Here is a 15,447-nt window from a genome sequence, read left to right as displayed (position 1 = left end):
CAGCATGGACTTCGCATTCGACGCCCGTACGGAGGAGCTGCGCGCCAAGCTCCTCGCCTTCATGGACGAGTACGTCTACCCGGCGGAAACCGTGGCCGAGGAGCAGCGGGCGGAGCTGCCCTCGCCGTGGGACGCGCCGGCCGTGGTGGAGGAGCTGAAGGCCGAGGCCCGCAGGCAGGGCCTGTGGAACCTGTTCCTGCCCGACTCCGAGTACGGGGCCGGGCTCACCAACCTGCAGTACGCGCCGCTCGCCGAGATCACCGGGCGTTCCCCGCAGCTCGCGCCGACCGCGCTGAACTGCGCGGCGCCCGACACGGGCAACATGGAGGTGCTGACCCAGTTCGGCGACGAGGCGCAGAAGAAGCAGTGGCTTCAGCCGCTGCTCGCCGGTGAGATCCGGTCGGCCTTCGCGATGACCGAGCCGGAGGTGGCCTCGTCGGACGCCACCAACATCACCACGTTGATCGAGCGGGACGGTGACGAGTACGTCATCACCGGGCGCAAGTGGTACATCTCCGGGGCGATGAACCCCGACTGCCAGATCTTCATCGTGATGGGCAAGACGGATCCCGGTGGGGCCGATGTCCGTCGTCAGCAGTCGATGGTCCTGGTTCCGCGTGACACTCCGGGTGTCACCGTGAGGCGGGCTATGCGGGTGTTCGGGTACGAGGACCACTACCACGGCGGACATGCCGAGGTGATCTTCGAGGGTGCGCGGGTGCCGGCGTCGAACCTGATCGGCGAGGAGGGCGGCGGTTTCGCCATCGCGCAGGCGCGGCTCGGGCCCGGGCGGATCCACCACTGCATGCGGCTGATCGGGATGGCGGAGCGGGCCATCGAGCTGATGTGCCGGCGGGCCGTGGCGCGGGAGGCGTTCGGCAAGTCGCTGGCCCAGCAGGGTGTGGTGCACAACTGGATCGCGGACGCGCGGGTGGCTGTCGAGCAGTTGCGGCTGCTGGTGCTGAAGACGGCGTGGATGATGGACACGGTGGGCAACAAGGGGGCGCACACCGAGATCCAGGCGATCAAGATCGCGACACCTAGGACAGTGGTGGACATCATCGACCGGGCGATCCAGCTGCACGGTGCGGGGGGTGTGAGCCAGGACTTCCCGTTGGCCGAGTTGTACGCGGGGGCGCGGACGTTGATGATCGCGGACGGGCCGGACGAGGTGCATCAGCGGTCGTTGGCTCGGCGGGAGTTGAAGCGGTACGTGTGAGGCCGGGGGCGCCTGAGAGCTCGGGGGTGCCTGTGGGCTGGCGGGTGCTGGTGCGTGGGGCTGGTCGCGCAGTTCCCCGCGCCCCTGAAAAGCAGGGGCTGCCGCCCCATGCTTTTCGGCCTGCGGCGGCCGTGGCTTTCAGGCCCGCCGGGGCCTGGCTTTCAGGGGCGCGGGGAACTGCGCGAGAAGCCCCACTCACCCGCAGTCGCCCATACACCCGCACCCCGAGCTATTGGGCGCCCGGGGCCTGAACGCGCCCTACGGCCGCAGCGCGCGCAGCAGGAGGTCGGCCAAATGGTCCGCGACCTCCTGGGGGGTCATCGGCCCGCCGGGGCGGTACCACGTCGACAGGTGGTGGACCGAGCCGAAGTGGTAGTCGACGACCAGGTCCGCCGGGGTCGCCTCGGAGAAGACCCCGGTCTCCTGGCCCTCTTCCACGAGCGCTCGGAAGCGTTCGTGGTAGCGGCGGCGCTCCGCTCGGACCTGCTTGTTCTTCTCCGGGCTCAGATGGTGCATGGAGCGGAAGAAGATCATCGCGTCGTCGAGGTTGTCGATGGTGGTGACGACGACATCGGCGGCCGCGCCCCGCAGCCGTTCCTCCACCGGCGCGTCGGCCCCCGCGAACGCGTCGAGCCGCTCCTGCTGGATGCGGAGCACACGCGCGTACACCTCGTGCAGCAGGTCGTCCTTGGAACCGAAGTAGTGGTAGAGCGCGCCCTTGGTGACACCGGCCGCCTCGACGATCTCCTGCACGGAGGTGCGGTCGTAGCCCTGCTCGGCGAAGAGCCGGGTGGCGGCGGCCAGCAGCCGCTGTGGGACGGGAGTACCGTCCGCGTCCGTCGTCCTGGGCACTGCCGCCACCTGCTTCCGGGTTTCTGTTGTGGCCTGGTGGTCGTCCGCCGGCCGCCGGTCGTTTCCCGACCGGCCGGGATCGGGGGCTCCCATCGAAGGATCATCCCACTCTCCCGCCCCCGCCCGCCGGGCAGGGCGCTCAGCCGGTCGTCTCCCACTTCTGCTGGATGTGGTTCATGTTCGTCAGCCAGCGGTCGGGGTCGGCGGCCCGCGCCTGGTAGAAACCGGCCACCTCGGGGTGCGGCAGGATCAGGAAGCGGTCCTGTTCGATGCCCTCGAAGAGCGCGTCGGCCACATCCTCCGGCTCGATCGCGGTCGGCGCGAGCACCAGGTCGCCCGCGCTGCCAGAGGCGGTCAGCATGTCGGTGCGCACTCCCTGGGGGCAGATCGCGTGGACCTTGATCCCCCGGTGCCGGTAGGTGAGGGACAACCATTCGGCGAAGGCGTACGCCCCGTGCTTGGTGACGCTGTACGGCGCAGCCCCGATCATCGTGAGCAGCCCCGCCGCCGACACCGTGGACACGAAACGCCCGCTGCCCCGTTCCAGCCACGCCGGCAGCAACGCGTGGGCCGCCCGGACGTGTGCCATCACGTTGACGTCCCAGGCGAGCGCCCAGACCTTCTCGTCGGCCGCTTCCGTGCCGCCGGAGGCGAGTCCGGCGTTCGCGCAGTACACGTCCACGGTCCCGCCGAGCGCGTCCCGCGCCGCCGGAACGATCGCCGAGGCGTCCCCGGGCACCGCGATCCCGCCGATCTCGTCGGCCACGGCCTTCGCCCGGTCCCCGTCCAGGTCGTTCACGACGACACGGGCCCCCTCCGCCGCGAACCGCCGCGCCAGCGCGGCCCCGATCCCGCCACCGGCCCCCGTGACGACCACGCCAGCACCCTGCACGGCTCCCACGATCGGTCTCCTTCGACGCGACGCACCAAGAACAGCCCATCAAGACAGCCAGACTAACCAGTCGGTATGTCACTGAGGAAGGGTGCCACCCACCCGAGGGGCACGCACGGCGTACCTGTTGTGCCGGTAGCCGGAGCAAGGCATACGTACGTGGCGTATGGCCATCATTCGCCGTTGGCAGGACCATGCGCCTGAGCGCACCACCAACGGGGCCGAAGGGGGCTCGTCATGGCGGATCCGGAAATGAGCGTGACTCCCTACTGGGAACTGACCTTCGACGCGGACGGCGACGTGGACACCGGTCAGCGGGACCGGCTGCTGGACGGTGTCGCCGGGCGCGGGGTCGTGGATCTGGTCGTCTTCGCGCACGGCTGGAACAACGACCGGTCCGGCGCGACCCGGCTCTACGGCCGCTTCCTCGAACCGTTCCCGGCGCTCGCCCCGGACGCGAGGCTCGGGTACGTCGGGGTGATGTGGCCCTCGATGCGGTTCTCGGACGAGCCGATCCCGGACTTCAAGCCGGTGCCCGCCCTCGCGCCCAGCCGTCCGGCGCTCGACAAGAACACCCGGCACGCGCTGTCGGAGGTCTTCCCCGGTCGGACCACCGTCGTCGAACAGCTCGCCCGGCTGCTGGAGCAACGACCGGACGACGGCGCCTCGCTGGAGATGTTCGGGCGGCTCGTGCGGTTGCTGGTGGAGATGGAACCGCAGGGACCGCAGGGCGCGTTCACCTCGGACACGATCGCAGAGGGGGTGCCGGAGGGCGCGCCCGGGATGCTGTGCCAGAACGCGGTGACGGTGTGCGCGGACTTCGCGGTGGCGCTGGCGGAGGTCGAGACCCCGGGGGTGCCGACCGGGGCCGCCGTCACCCCGCCCCAGGCATGGGACGGCGCCCACGAACTCCTGCGCCAGGCCACCTACTTCGCGATGAAGCGCCGGGCGGGGGCGGTCGGTGAGCGAGGGCTCGGGCGGCTGCTGGGACAGCTCGCGCGGACCTCGCCGGACGTGCGGGTGCACCTCGTCGGGCACAGCTTCGGCGCCCGTCTGGTGTCGTTCGCACTGCGCGGGCTGCCGGAAGGCGTGCGCTGTGTGAAGTCGGTGACGCTTCTTCAGGCAGCGTTCTCGCACTACGCGTTCGCGGCCCGGCTGCCGCACGACGACCGGGCGAGCGGAGTGCTGAACGGTCAACAGAGGCGGATCGACGGCCCGTTGGTGTGCTGCCACTCGAAACACGACTCGGCGCTCGGCACGATCTACCCGTTGGCCTCCCGGATGGCGGGCGACGCGCGCACGGTGCTGGGCCTGAGCGTGAACAGCCTGCTGGGCAGGAGATGGGGCGCCCTCGGCTACAGCGGGGTGCAGGCGGTCAAGGGCACCCGGTCGTTCAAGCTGGCCGACGCGCTCAAGGCCCAGCTGCCGACGGCGGGGTGCGTGAACATCGACGCCTCGGCCGTGGTCAGGCGGGGCGGCGCACCCTCCGGCGCCCACAGCGACATCTGCCACCGCGAGCTGGCCCGGGTGGTGCTGGCGGCGGGCCGTATCGCCTGATCCCGGCCCGCCGCCGTCACGCCTTCACCGGCTCTCACCGGCGTTCACACCGCCCCGCACCGGTGATCACCGGTGCGGGGCGTCGCTCACCGGTGCGAGGTGAACTCCACGACCTGCTGGTACGTCGGCCTGTTCTGCCAGCTGATCTTGTTGTGCTTGATGCCTCCCAGGGACTGGTGAATGATCGAGTCGGCGCACCACTGGTCGCCGGCCGAGCAGGAGGCATCGCCGGGATAGACCTGTGCGGCGGTCTTGCCGGCCGCCTCCTTGAGGGTGTCGATCAGGAGGCTGCGGCAGGCGCTGAGGCTGCCGCCGCCGCAGTACTCGTTCGCCAGCGGGCCCCGCACCGTCTCGCCCAGCACCGAGCGGAGGTCCTTGTCGACGTAGCTCCACCAGCCGTACTGGAAGGAGCTGCCGGCGTGCGAGCCGGTCGGGCCGTGCGCTGCCGACGGGGACTCGTCGATGGGCAGGTTGGCGGTCATGGCGGTGTACAGGTCGGTGCCGAGGCCGGGTTCGAACTGGGCCTTCACCAGCAGCGGCCACCAGGCGTCGAGGATGCGGATCGCCTCGGCGTTGGCATAGGTCTTGGAACCGGCGGACGTCTCCGTGCGCTTCGATCCGGAGGTGACCCAGGTCTGGAGCTTGTTGACGGCTGCCGCCGCCGTGGAGTCGGTGACCGTGCTGCTGTTGATCACCTTCAGCAGGTCGGGGACGACGTCCTCGGCCCGCAGGTCGGCCAGGCCCGCCTCAGCCATGGCCTTGGTCAGCGAGGCCCTGGTGACCCCACCGGCCGCGACCAGCCGCTTGACCCGGTCGTCGAGGAGGTTGCCCCGGTGGACGGAGCCGTTGCCCCAGGGGGCGGAGGGGTAGTCCTTGGCCTGCTTGTTGTTCCAGGAGACGTAGTAGTCCTGGTCGATGGAGTTGGGATGCTGGGAGGGCGGGGTGTAGTCGGCGACATTGGTCGTCGGATTCCAGTTGCGCCACTCGTACGCCGACCGCGCCCACGCCGGGAACTCGGGGTCGACGTTCGCGGCGCGGACCGGGTTGTCGCCGCTGTTGTAGTACGCGGTGTGAGCGGAGTCGGCGTAGAACCAGTTGAAGGTGTAGTTGATGTTCTGGACGGCCTTCTGGAAGGTCTCCGGGCCCGTGACGTAGTCAGGGTCGTTCAGCATCTGGAAGCCGATGATCGACTCGGCCTCGTTCATGTACGAGGAGCGCAGGGTGGTGTAGGCGACCTTCTTGCCGCCGACCGTGGCGCGGTGGGTGACGGGGCCGTACTTGGTGCGCCAGACCTGCATGCGGTAGGAGCCGGCCGGGGTGGAATCGGCCGTGGTGGGCTTCCAGGCGTTGGTCTGCTCGACCTTCTCCATCGGCGTGCAGGTGCCGTGGTACAGGTAGTGGACGTCGTCCTGGCACAGCTCGACGGCGTAGGCGTCGATGATGTCCTGGCCGGAGGTGGTGGCGCTCCAGGCGTAGTCCTGGCCCCGGCCGAGTTCGACGTACATGCTCAGGCCCGCGAAGGAGGCGCCGCGGGCGCTGATGCCCGGCCCCTGGATCTCCTGGAGCATCAGGAGCTGGGGTGCGAAGTAGCCGGTCTGGGGGCCGAAGACGGCGATGGGGTGGCCGCTCGCGGTGTGCTCGCCGCCGACGACGAGGGCGTTGGACATCCCGCGCCGGGCGGAGCTGAGGGCGCGGTCGGTGGCGACGGAGGAGAGGCCGGTGGAGGCCTTCGTGGCCGCGCTGCCGGTGCGGTCGTACACCAGGGGTTCCTCGGTGACGGCGCCGCTGTCGGGCAGGGCCATGCCCTGCGGATCGGCCGGCTTGGCGGCGTACGGGAAGCTGCCCTCATGGACGGTCAGGGCCGCCTCGGGGTCGTTGCGCTCACGGAAGGACTCCCAGACCTTGGTGCCCTCGGTGACGCCGTACTTCTCCTGGGCGGCCAGCAGGGACAGCGCGTTGTTGACCTCGCCGCCGCCTCCGGAGCCGAAGAGAGCGCCGATGACGGAGGCCAGGGCGACCAGGTCGGTGGGCTTGAACTTCTCGATGGTGCCGGCGTTGGTGACGGAGTCCTTGTGGCCGGTCAGGACGTACTCGCCGGGGAAGTAACGGCCGCTGTCGGAGGCGTCGATGTAGGCGTTGATGCCGGCGACGTAGGCGTTGACGTCGGCGAGGGCCAGTTGCCCGCGCTCACCGTTGGCGGCCACCGCCTTGTCGATCTGGGCCTGCAGGTCGGCCTCGGTGTAGGGGGCGTGACGCCAGAACTCCTGCTCCAGGCCCTGGTTGGACGGGGCGCCGCCCGCGAACGGGGTCAGCTTGCCGCGGCCGACGTGCCGGAAGACGTCCATCAGCCACAGCCGGTCCTGGGCGGCGGCGTAGCCCGCGCCGAACTCGGTGCCGTAGCGGGTGGTGCCCGTGATGTGCGGCACACCGGTCTTCTTGTCGCGGACGATCGTGACGTCGGTACGGCCGGCCGGCTTCAGGGTGGAGGCGACCTGGTCGGAGGCGACGCCGAAGGAGGCGTCGTTGAAGAAGGTGCTGATGGTGGAGTTGGTGAGGCCCGAATAGCCGGTGGCCAGGTTGTTGTAGGGCCCGAGTTGGTTGCTCGCGTTCTCCGGCATGGAGCCGAAGGCCTGGTTGAGCAGGATCTGGGCGAGGGTGGCGTTGCCGTTCTGGCCGGGCGGCAGGATGTCGGAGCACTGTCCGCCGCAGTGGTCGGTCACCGCTGCCGCCGTGACGGCGTCGGTGTCGGCGGCCGCCGCCGGGGAAGCCGGGGAAAGAGGCGACAAAAGACCGGCAACGAGTGCGCATATGGAGGCGGCCTTGAGGAACTCCGGGAATCTGTGGGGAGTTCTCAGTCTGTCGAGTGCGGTACGTGCGGTGCGTGAGGTGCGTGGGGTGCGCCAGGGCATGGCAGCTCCTCCTGAACGGGGGGTGGGCGGGATGTTACCGCCGGTATCCCCGAGTTTGAAGATGAACATGCGTCACGTTTCCGGGATCACCGCCGCACAGCCGTCGCACAGATGACGGACAGCGTGAACAGGTACTCAGAAGCAGTCGTAAGCACACAAGAAGAAGGCAAGAAGAGGCAGACGTAGGCAGGAACGGTTCGTGAACGGCTCAGCAGACGACTTATGGAGGTCATCGGAAATCGGATGGAGCCGAATCGCATGTCGATACGTCTATTCGGCGACGTCCCGACGACGACGCCGAAGTGACCGAAGTACAGGTGCAGGTGTGACGGAGGTGCAGGGCGATGGCCGGTTTCCGGAGTCTGGCAAGACAGGTGCGAGATCCCAGGTGTGACCTGGCACTGCGGCGTTATTCGCTGCGCAAGTGCCTCGAGCGGTTCGCCCCCTACGGGCATCGGGCGACCTGGGACCACTTGTGCTCGCGGGCCGGGTTCGGCCCCGAGGACCGCAACCCCGACCCGGCGCGGCTCGTGGCCGCACTGGAGGAGTTGGAGGAGGCCCGCTCCGTCTGGCTCGACTACGAGGTGGAGTTCGCGCAGCGCCGCAAGAAGGAGAAGCACGACGGGCTGCGCAGGCCGGGCAGTGTCGACGACTGGCACCGGCTGACCTGGGGCGGGTTCGGCGTCGCGTGGTGCGACGATCCCAAGGTCCATCCCCGGGAACCGATGGCGGAGGTGCTGCGCCGGCTCATCGCCGCGCTGGAGCGCGAACCGGGTTCGACCTGCCCGGTGTGCGAGGGCGAGCGCCTCGTATGGATGTACGACCTGGCCCACGAACCGTCCTCGGGCCCGGTCTGCACGGAGTGCGGAATCGTGGTGCCACGACCGGTGCTCACGCCCGAGGCCCTGGCGGAGTCCAGGCGCGGACGGCTGCTGGTCTCGGCGTAGCGCGGCGGGGGTGCGCCGGGGATGCCGCACCCCCGTGCATGTGTGTACGCAGGGCTCAGGGCCGCTTGACGTCCGTGTGGATGGCCAGCTTGAACTCGGCGAGGATGAGCGGTGTGGCCCGCTTGGTGTCCCCTCGGCCCCGCGCCGATGTCTTCAGGCCGAGCGGCATGCCCTTGTGCACGAACATCTGCCACATGTAGGTGCGGTACTGGCCGCCCCGGGTGGGCGCGGTGTCCGTGGTGCCCGTGGAGTTGTACTTGCTCGGCGTCATGCTCAGCGGATCACGCACGAAGCGGGCCCGGTACTCCAGTGTCCGCGCGTCCGCTTCCCAGAACACCATCGCGGACAGCAGGCCCCAGCCGTCGTGGCTGGGCCAGATCAGTCCGGAGCGCGGATCGGGGAACTTCGACGCGGTGGCGCCGCCGTGCGCCGGGTCGTGCATCTTCCAGGGGTCGTACGACTCCTCGGTCCTGTCGTACGGGAAGCGCACCAGGTGGTAGCCGTCCGGGTCATAGGTGATCCGCTGCACCCCCGAGTGCGCCTTCTCCCACTTCAGCGAACAGATGACGACGCTCATCCATGCTCCTTCCCTCGGTGGAGGGCATACCGCTCGGGCGGCCCCGGCAAAAGGCCGGCGTCCATACCAGGCGCAAAACCGCTCGCTCCACCCCTTTCCCGTACGGACAGTTGGGGGCGATGAAACAGCTCTGAGAGCACCCAGGACCGAGGAGAGAACCCGATGTCGACGCTGCGCGTCACCGCCGAAGTGCTGACGATCCACGACCACCCGAACGCCGACGCGCTCGAGCTGGCCCAGGTGGGTCTGTACCGAGCCGTCGTGGCGAAGGGCGCCTTCCGCACCGGTGACACCGCCGTCTACATCCCCGAGCAGTCCGTGCTCCCGCCCGCGCTGATCGAGGAACTGGGGCTGACCGGACGACTGGCGGGCGGCAAGTCCGACCGGGTGAAGGCGGTGCGGCTGCGGGGCGAGCTGTCGCAGGGCATCGTCTGCCGCCCCCGGGCGCTGGCGGACGTGGATCTGCCGGCCGCCGTCACGGCCGGCACGGACTTCGCGGAGCGCCTCGGCATCGTGAAATGGGTGCCGCCGATCCCGCCGACGATGAACGGTGACGTGGAGTCGGCGCCGGATCTGCTGCCCTGGGTCGACATCGAGAACATCCAGCGCTATCCCGACATCTTCACGCCCGGCGAGCCGGTCGTCCTGACCGAGAAGCTGCACGGGACGGCGTGCCTGGTGACGTACTTCGCCGAGGCCGGTCGCGTCCAGGTCTCCTCCAAGGGCTTCGGCGCCAAGCACCTGGCACTGCGGGAGGATCCTCGGAACCTGTACTGGCGTGCCGTGCGCGGACACCAGGTGGCCGAGGCCGCCTCCCGGCTCGCCGAGCGGCTCGGGGCACGCCGGGTCGGGATCTTCGGCGAGGTGTACGGAGCGGGGGTGCAGGACCTGACGTACGGCGCCGACGGGCGTCGCGACACGCTCGGATACGCCGTGTTCGACGTCTCGGCGGAGATCGACGGCCGGGTCCGCTGGCTGGACGCCACGGAGCTGTCCGAACTGCTCGACGGCGAACTGCCGCTGGTGCCCGTGCTCCACGAGGGGCCGTACACCGTCGACCGGGTCCTGGAGGTGGCCACCGGCCGGGAGACGGTCTCCGGCCGTGACCTGCATCTGCGCGAGGGTGTCGTGATCCGCCCGGCCGCCGAGCGGTACAGCCCGGTGACCGGCGGACGGGCCATCGCCAAGGCGGTCAGCCCGGCGTACCTGACGCGTAAGGGCGGCACCGAGTACGAGTAGGAGACGGGACGGACAGGCCGAAGACCCCCACGGGAACGTCGGGGGACCCGTGGGGCCCGGGAGCCCGGGAGCTGCTCAACGGCGGTTCCCGGGCTCCTCCCGTTCCTCCTCCCGCCGCGACGGCTCGCGGGTCCTCTGCCGTGCGCCGGGGGCCCTGCGCTCGACCATGAGGCGCGAGCCGCTCTGCCGTTCGCCGAAGACGTCGTCGGGGTTGGAGAGCACACAGGTGTCCAGGGACAGACAGCCGCAGCCGATGCAGTCGGTGAGGTGGTCGCGCAACCGGTTGAGCTGCTTGATCCGCTCGTCCAGCTCGGACCGCCAGACCTCGGAGAGATGGGCCCAGTCCTCATGGGTGGGCGTACGCTCCTCGGGCAGCTCGGCGAGCGCGTCGCGGATCGTGGCGAGCGGGATGCCGACACGCTGCGCGGCCCGTACGAAGGCGACGCGGCGCAGGGTGTCACGACTGTAGCGGCGCTGGTTGCCCGTGGTGCGGCGGCTGCTGATCAGCCCCTTGGACTCGTAGAAGTGCAGGGCGGAGACGGCGGCGCCACTACGGGCCGACAGCTGACCTACGGTCAACTCGTGGATCTTCTCAGGGATCTGGGGCACCCCTCCGACCCTACCCACACCCGGAAGGGTCGTGGTCCGTTGACAGGGACCGCACGGCCGACCATGCTAAGCAGTCGCTTAGACACTTGGGACCAGGGAGGCCTTAGACATGGCAGAGCCGAGGATCTTCACGTCCGCCGAGGAGCTGAAGGCGGCGGTGGGTGAGCAGCTGGGCCACAGCGACTGGCTGGAGGTCGACCAGAAGCGGATCGACCTCTTCGCCGAGGCGACCGGTGACCACCAGTGGATCCACGTGGACCCGGAGAAGGCCGCCGCGGGCCCCTTCGGCACGACCATCGCCCACGGTTATCTGACCCTGTCGCTGCTGCCGTTGTTCGTTCCGCAGGTGCTCAAGGTCGACAACGTGAAGATGGGCGTCAACTACGGCACCAACAAGGTCCGTTTCCCGGCGCCGGTACCGGTCGGCTCGCGACTGCGCGCCACGGCGACCCTCCAGGAGGTCACGGAGGCCGGCGGGGGCGTCCAGGTCACGGCCGCGGTCGTGGTGGAGCGCGAGGGCGGGGACAAGCCGGTGTGTGTGGCGGAGTCGGTGTCCCGGTACTACTTCTGAGCCGATGGCGCTCGGAGCTGTGGCGCGGCGTTCGCGACCGCCGCGCCACGGGTGCGCGCCCTTCCCCGGTGCTCGGACCTCCCCCTCCGACGTCGGCTGCGCCCTTACCCGGGTGCCACGGCGCGGCCGGTCTGCGGCGAGATCATTCCCGCGCACAGGCCACGGGCCGTCAGGCCCTGTGCGATACGCGGGATCGCCGCGCGCGCGTTCGCGGACCAGTCGTGCATGAGGATGATCTGACCGTTGGTGAGCCGGGCGGCGGCCTGCACGATCGCGTCCGCGCCGGCGCCGTTCCAGTCCTGGGAGTCGACGTTCCAGAGGATCTCGGTCAGGCCGTACCTGGTCGCGACCGACCTCACCGTCGCGTTGGTCTCGCCGTACGGCGGCCGGAACAGCTTCGGGGTACCGCCGCCCGATCCCGCGACGGCCTGCTGGGTGCGGGAGATCTCCGAGTCGATCTGCGCCTGGGTCAGCCGGGTCATGTGCGGGTGGGTGTAGCTGTGGTTGGCCACCCACATGCCGGCGGCGACCTGGGCCCTGACCAGGGACGGATTGGCGGCGGCGTACTGGCCCTGGTTGAACATCGTCGCCCGCAGCCCGTTCTGCCTCAGCGTGGAGAGCAGGGCCGAGGTGCTCCCGGAGGGGCCGTCGTCGAAGGTCAGGCCGACGTATCCGTTACAGGCGGCGGCCTGCTCCGGTGCCGCCGCGGCGGCCGTGAGCGTGAGGGGGACGGTGCAGGCCAAGGCCGTCGTGACGACGGCCCACCGTTTCCCCCGGTGAGGGAACGAGCGGCGCGGCACCGTGCTCACGGGGCCACCGTGATGCTGGAGTTGCCGCTGCTCCGGTACCCCTCGGTGGCCATGATCATGTAGTACCTGAAGCTGCCGAGGGGCATCCCGGCACGGGCCCAGGCGTCGAAGTGATTGCCGGTGGTGATGCTCCCGCCGGTCCGCTTCGACTGACGGACGCTCCAGTACTGGTCGAAGGTGCGAACGCCCTCGACGGACGGGGCGTTGTACCGCGTCGTCCGGTAGATGTCGTACGTGCCGCCGTCGCTGGTGACCGTGCCCTTGTACGCTCCCGTGGGCCGGTAGGTGCCCCAGTTGTCGACGATGTAGTACTCGACGAGCGGACTGGCCGTCCAGCCGTAGAGGGTCAGGTAGGCGTTGCCGGACGGGTTGAACGTGCCGGAGTACCTCACGGTCCTGCGGGAGCCGTTGCTCCATCCCTTGCCGGCGACGAAGTTCCCGGTGTTGCGCCAGGAGGTCCGGTAACTGCCGCCGGAGGCCAGGGTCATGGAGACGGTGCCGGGGGCGTCGGTCCAGAACGAGAAGTAGAAGCCGTTGTCGATGCCGGTCCGGTTGCTGGTGACGACCGTGTCCGCGTGGGCGGTGCCGGGCAGGGCCACCGTGGTCGCGGCGGCCAGCGCGGTCGTACACAGACCGCCCAGGAAGAGCCTGCGGCTCGGGGGCGGAGTGGGAGTGGGAGCGGGTGCGGGTGTGTCGTTCATCGCGCGCGTCCTCCTCGGGGCTCGCGGGGGTTCGCCCTGTCATCCCGGAGTGTTGGCCTGCCCCTGTCAACTGTCAATGCATTCGGCATCACATCCGAAACATTCGCCGACTACACCAGCGACAACCCGCCAAGACCCCCGGGAAGAGGATCCGACGCACGGCCTCCATCTCCGAATGTTTCGAAGTGCGAGCCGATCGCCGGAATCACTTGCTCGCGCCCACCATCCGCAGGACGAGATCCGCGTACAGCGCGCCGACCTCGTCGGGGGTGCGCGGACCGTTGACGTTGAACCAGCGGGCCACGTCGATGCAGAGGGAGAGGATGGCGACCGTGGTACCACGGACATCGGGGACGTCGAAGTCGCCGGTGGCGACGCCGTCCTCGATGATGCCGCGTACGGCCGCGTCGTTCTCTCGGCGGAGGGTGACGATCTCGGCGCGGGCGTCGGGGCCGAGCGCGTCGAGTTCGTACTGGACCACGCGGGCGACCGTGTGCTGCCCGGCGTGCCAGCGGACGAAGGAGCGGACGGCCTCGGCGAGGCGGTCGGCCGGAGTGCCCTCGGACTCGGCCGCCGTGCGCAGCACGTCGAGGGCCTTCTCGTGGCCGATGCGGCTGATCCGGTGGAGCAGCTCTTCCTTGGTCTTGTAGTGGATGTACAGCGCGGCGGGGCTCATGCCCGCGCGGCCCGCGATGTCACGGGTCGTGGTGGCGTGGTAGCCACGCTCGGCGAAGGCCTCCACGGCGGCCACCAACAGCCGCCGGGCCGCGTCCGGATTGACCTCGCCCCACGGCTGCGGTTCGCCGCCGGCCGTCTCCTCCGCCGTACTCATCGCTCGCCCGTCCCTTCCGATGGCTGGACTCCACCATACCGCCGATAGGTGAGCGAGCGCTTAGAAGGCCCGCTCAGAGCCATGGAGGGCCGGGGTGCTGCCCCGCTCAGAGCCATGGAGGGCCAGGATGCTGCCCGCACAGGGGGCTCGAGGCCTGTCAGAGCTTCTCGAAGGGGTCGTGGTCCGCGAGGAGCTTCTCCAGCCTGGCCTGGTCCACCCGGCTGACGATCTGCCCGGCCTCCTGCCGGTCGCGGATCACCTTGGCCAGGGTGAAGGACGAGGTCACCAGGTAGAGGACCGCGATGGCCAGGAACGCACGGACCCAGGTGTCGGCGTCGAGGTTGTAGATGCCGACGGTGGTGGCCGCCATGGCGACGGCGAAGGACGCGACGGCCTGGCCGTAGAAGGCCGCCGTGCTCTGCTGCTTGACCGGTGTCTCACTCATGGGGACATGGTCGGGCGGATGTGGTTCGGGCCACATCCGTTCGGATACTCAGATCCGCGCCCGGGGTGCGCCCGCGTACTCAGAAGGCCGACACGCCGGTCAGCGCGCGCCCGATGAGCAGTTTCTGTATCTGGCTGGTGCCCTCGTAGAGGGTCATCACGCGGGCGTCGCGCAGCAGTTTTCCGACCGGGTACTCGTCGATATAGCCGTAGCCGCCGAAGACCTGGAGGGCGTTGTTCGCGGCGCGTACGGCGGCCTCGGAGGCGAAGAGCTTGGCCTTGCTCGCCTCGGTGGCGAAGGGCCGGCCCCGGTCGACGAGGTCGGCCACCCGCCAGGTGAGCAGCCGGGCGGCGTCGACGTCGACCGCGATGTCGCTGAGGAGCTCCTGGACGAGCTGGTGATGGGCGATGGTCTTGCCGAACTGCTCGCGTTCCCCGGCGTGCCGGACCGCCGCGTCGAGCGCGGCCTGGGCGATGCCGACACAGCCGGCGGCCACCGACATCCGGCCCTTGGCGAGCGCGGACATGGCGACGGTGAAGCCCTTGCCCTCCGGGCCGAGCAGAGCGGAGGCAGGGACGCGGACCTCGTCCAGGACCAGTTCGGCGGTGGCCTGGCCGCGCAGCCCGAGCTTGCCGTGGATGGGGCGACGGGTCAGGCCGGGGGTGTCGGTGGGGACGAGGAAGGCGGAGACACCCCGGTGGCCGGGGGCGTCGGTGGAGCGGGCGAAGAGGAGGACGACATCGGCCCAGGTGCCGTTGGTGATGAACATCTTGGTGCCGCTGATGACGTAGTCGTCGCCCTCGCGGACGGCGCGGGTGGTCAGGTTGCCCGCGTCGGAACCGGTACCGGGTTCGGTGAGGCCGAAGCAGCCGACGTACTCCCCGGCCGTGAGCCCCGGCAGCCAGCGGCGCTTCTGCTCCTCGTCGCCCCAGGCGGCGATGGTCTTGGCGACGAGACCGAGGGAGACGGAGACGATGCCGCGCACGGAGGAGTCGCCCCGGCCGAGCTCCTCGGTGACCAGGCAGTACGCGAGATGGTCACCGCCACAGCCGCCGTACTCCTCGTCGACGGTCAGGCCCAGGAAGCCGACCTCGCCCAGCTTCCTCACGAGGGACCGGTCGACGTTCTCGGCGCGGTCCCAGGCGATGACGTGCGGGGCGATCTCGCGCTCCACGAAGTCCCGCGCGAGTCGGCGCACTGCGGTCTGCTCCTCGCTGAGCTCCAGATTCACGTCGGCCCACCCCCTACGAGATCATGCACGGGCATATCCGTTAACGTTTGAATTAGC

15 protein-coding genes are annotated in these 15,447 nt (G+C 69.8%); 5 read left to right on the top strand and 10 right to left on the bottom strand.

Translation table 11 applies throughout. The features are described from left to right. Positions 1-4 precede the first annotated feature (4 nt). Entirely contained in the window at positions 5-1,219 is a 1,215-nt protein-coding gene (locus ACFY9I_RS15405; protein ID WP_391001716.1) for an acyl-CoA dehydrogenase family protein, read from the top strand. Positions 1,220-1,477: 258 nt separating this feature from the next. On the opposite strand, the gene ACFY9I_RS15400 is transcribed toward ACFY9I_RS15405, so the two are convergent. Then, positions 1,478-2,071, bottom strand: coding sequence for a TetR family transcriptional regulator (locus ACFY9I_RS15400; RefSeq protein ID WP_391001714.1), 594 nt, complete (start codon positions 2,069-2,071; stop codon positions 1,478-1,480). A 139-nt stretch (positions 2,072-2,210) separates the two neighbouring features. Beyond that, positions 2,211-2,975, bottom strand: coding sequence for an SDR family NAD(P)-dependent oxidoreductase (locus ACFY9I_RS15395; RefSeq protein WP_391002113.1), 765 nt, complete (start codon positions 2,973-2,975; stop codon positions 2,211-2,213). A gap of 225 nt (positions 2,976-3,200) precedes the next feature. On the opposite strand from ACFY9I_RS15395, the gene ACFY9I_RS15390 reads away from it, so the two are divergent. Continuing rightward, the gene (locus ACFY9I_RS15390) at positions 3,201-4,520 is read left to right on the top strand and encodes an alpha/beta hydrolase (protein WP_391001712.1); all 1,320 of its coding nucleotides are present in this window, start codon (positions 3,201-3,203) and stop codon (positions 4,518-4,520) included. An 86-nt stretch (positions 4,521-4,606) separates the two neighbouring features. Here the strand turns inward: ACFY9I_RS15390 and ACFY9I_RS15385 are convergent, their stop codons facing one another. After that, complete coding sequence (locus ACFY9I_RS15385; RefSeq protein WP_391001710.1) at positions 4,607-7,429, bottom strand: penicillin acylase family protein; 2,823 nt, start codon at positions 7,427-7,429, stop codon at positions 4,607-4,609. Positions 7,430-7,773: 344 nt separating this feature from the next. Here ACFY9I_RS15385 and ACFY9I_RS15380 point away from each other — a divergent pair, with 344 nt between their 5' ends. Beyond that, on the top strand, positions 7,774-8,376 hold the full coding sequence (locus tag ACFY9I_RS15380; protein WP_391001708.1) for a hypothetical protein: 603 nt from the start codon (positions 7,774-7,776) through the stop codon (positions 8,374-8,376). 55 nt (positions 8,377-8,431) lie between these two features. On the opposite strand, the gene ACFY9I_RS15375 is transcribed toward ACFY9I_RS15380, so the two are convergent. Further along, positions 8,432-8,953: a hypothetical protein gene (locus tag ACFY9I_RS15375; RefSeq protein WP_391001706.1), complete on the bottom strand. Its 522-nt coding sequence runs from the start codon at positions 8,951-8,953 to the stop codon at positions 8,432-8,434. A 162-nt stretch (positions 8,954-9,115) separates the two neighbouring features. On the opposite strand from ACFY9I_RS15375, the gene ACFY9I_RS15370 reads away from it, so the two are divergent. Beyond that, a complete protein-coding gene (locus tag ACFY9I_RS15370; protein WP_391001704.1) occupies positions 9,116-10,192 on the top strand; it encodes an RNA ligase (ATP) in 1,077 nt (358 codons plus the stop codon). Between the two features lie 75 nt (positions 10,193-10,267). On the opposite strand, the gene soxR is transcribed toward ACFY9I_RS15370, so the two are convergent. Further along, the gene (gene soxR / locus ACFY9I_RS15365) at positions 10,268-10,801 is read right to left on the bottom strand and encodes a redox-sensitive transcriptional activator SoxR (RefSeq protein WP_391001702.1); all 534 of its coding nucleotides are present in this window, start codon (positions 10,799-10,801) and stop codon (positions 10,268-10,270) included. Positions 10,802-10,910: 109 nt separating this feature from the next. On the opposite strand from soxR, the gene ACFY9I_RS15360 reads away from it, so the two are divergent. Continuing rightward, positions 10,911-11,372, top strand: a complete 462-nt coding sequence (locus ACFY9I_RS15360) for a MaoC/PaaZ C-terminal domain-containing protein (protein WP_391001700.1) — start codon at positions 10,911-10,913, stop codon at positions 11,370-11,372. A 104-nt stretch (positions 11,373-11,476) separates the two neighbouring features. Here the strand turns inward: ACFY9I_RS15360 and ACFY9I_RS15355 are convergent, their stop codons facing one another. The 5 genes from ACFY9I_RS15355 to ACFY9I_RS15335 all read right to left on the bottom strand — a co-directional run bounded on the left by ACFY9I_RS15355 (position 11,477) and on the right by ACFY9I_RS15335 (position 15,390). Continuing rightward, complete coding sequence (locus ACFY9I_RS15355) at positions 11,477-12,181, bottom strand: polysaccharide deacetylase family protein (RefSeq protein WP_391001698.1); 705 nt, start codon at positions 12,179-12,181, stop codon at positions 11,477-11,479. Continuing rightward, entirely contained in the window at positions 12,178-12,882 is a 705-nt protein-coding gene (locus ACFY9I_RS15350) for a glycoside hydrolase family 11 protein (protein WP_391001696.1), read from the bottom strand. Before ACFY9I_RS15350 ends, ACFY9I_RS15355 begins: the two co-directional genes overlap by 4 nt. A gap of 205 nt (positions 12,883-13,087) precedes the next feature. Further along, positions 13,088-13,714 (bottom strand): TetR family transcriptional regulator, encoded by a 627-nt coding sequence (locus tag ACFY9I_RS15345; RefSeq protein ID WP_391001694.1) that lies wholly within the window; start codon positions 13,712-13,714, stop codon positions 13,088-13,090. Between the two features lie 157 nt (positions 13,715-13,871). Further along, positions 13,872-14,159 (bottom strand): YiaA/YiaB family inner membrane protein, encoded by a 288-nt coding sequence (locus ACFY9I_RS15340; protein WP_391001692.1) that lies wholly within the window; start codon positions 14,157-14,159, stop codon positions 13,872-13,874. A gap of 79 nt (positions 14,160-14,238) precedes the next feature. After that, a complete protein-coding gene (locus ACFY9I_RS15335; RefSeq protein ID WP_391001690.1) occupies positions 14,239-15,390 on the bottom strand; it encodes an acyl-CoA dehydrogenase family protein in 1,152 nt (383 codons plus the stop codon). Between the last annotated feature and the right edge of the window lie 57 nt (positions 15,391-15,447).

This window comes from Streptomyces sp. NPDC012510, assembly GCF_042955065.1.
In the GTDB taxonomy this organism is placed as follows: Bacteria; Actinomycetota; Actinomycetes; order Streptomycetales; family Streptomycetaceae; genus Streptomyces.
The sequence above is the reverse complement of the archived record's forward strand: the minus strand, read 5'-3'. Positions and strand labels throughout refer to the sequence as shown.

Coding starts and splice junctions, on each gene's coding strand:
- ACFY9I_RS15350 (WP_391001696.1), bottom strand. CDS start 12,882: ATGAACGACACACCCGCACCCGCTCCCACTCCCACTCCGCCCCCGAGC.
- ACFY9I_RS15340 (WP_391001692.1), bottom strand. CDS start 14,159: ATGAGTGAGACACCGGTCAAGCAGCAGAGCACGGCGGCCTTCTACGGC.
- ACFY9I_RS15370 (WP_391001704.1), top strand. CDS start 9,116: ATGTCGACGCTGCGCGTCACCGCCGAAGTGCTGACGATCCACGACCAC.
- ACFY9I_RS15345 (WP_391001694.1), bottom strand. CDS start 13,714: ATGAGTACGGCGGAGGAGACGGCCGGCGGCGAACCGCAGCCGTGGGGC.
- ACFY9I_RS15360 (WP_391001700.1), top strand. CDS start 10,911: ATGGCAGAGCCGAGGATCTTCACGTCCGCCGAGGAGCTGAAGGCGGCG.
- ACFY9I_RS15385 (WP_391001710.1), bottom strand. CDS start 7,429: ATGCCCTGGCGCACCCCACGCACCTCACGCACCGCACGTACCGCACTC.
- ACFY9I_RS15375 (WP_391001706.1), bottom strand. CDS start 8,953: ATGAGCGTCGTCATCTGTTCGCTGAAGTGGGAGAAGGCGCACTCGGGG.
- ACFY9I_RS15405 (WP_391001716.1), top strand. CDS start 5: ATGGACTTCGCATTCGACGCCCGTACGGAGGAGCTGCGCGCCAAGCTC.
- ACFY9I_RS15380 (WP_391001708.1), top strand. CDS start 7,774: ATGGCCGGTTTCCGGAGTCTGGCAAGACAGGTGCGAGATCCCAGGTGT.
- ACFY9I_RS15390 (WP_391001712.1), top strand. CDS start 3,201: ATGGCGGATCCGGAAATGAGCGTGACTCCCTACTGGGAACTGACCTTC.